The sequence below is a fragment of the Halomonas gemina genome, assembly GCF_023554995.1.
GTDB classification, from domain to species: Bacteria; Pseudomonadota; Gammaproteobacteria; order Pseudomonadales; family Halomonadaceae; genus Halomonas; species Halomonas gemina.
Window position 1 is genome coordinate 1 of the sequence record NZ_JAMJPK010000031.1, and the last position, 396, is coordinate 396.

Below are 396 nucleotides of genomic sequence, written 5' to 3' on the forward strand. Positions count from 1 at the left end.
CGCTGCCCGGTGAGGCCAAGCCCGACTGGTGGATCATCCAGCAGCTCGCCAATCGCCTGGGCCTGGCGTGGGACTATACCCACCCCCGCGAGGTGTTCGCCGAGATGAAGCAGGGCATGGCCTCGCTGGACCACATCAGCTGGGAGCGCCTGGAGCGCGAGAGCTCGGTGACCTATCCCTGCCCCGCCGACGACGCCCCCGGGGCCGACGTGGTGTTCAGTGAGGCCTTCCCCACCGCGAGCGGGCGGGCGCGGTTCAGCCCGACCCGGCCGCTGCCGCCGGACGAACCCATCGACGGCGACTACCCCACGGTGCTGATCACCGGGCGCCAGCTGGAACACTGGCATACCGGCTCCATGACCCGTCGCAGCCGGGTGCTCGACGACCTCGAGCCCG

At 71.2% G+C, this 396-nt stretch carries 1 protein-coding gene; it reads left to right on the forward strand.

The window, feature by feature from the left end; all coding sequences use genetic code 11:
* Positions 1-396 (forward strand): molybdopterin oxidoreductase family protein (locus tag M8009_RS18915; RefSeq protein ID WP_430886938.1); only part of this gene is annotated, 396 nt, incomplete at both ends.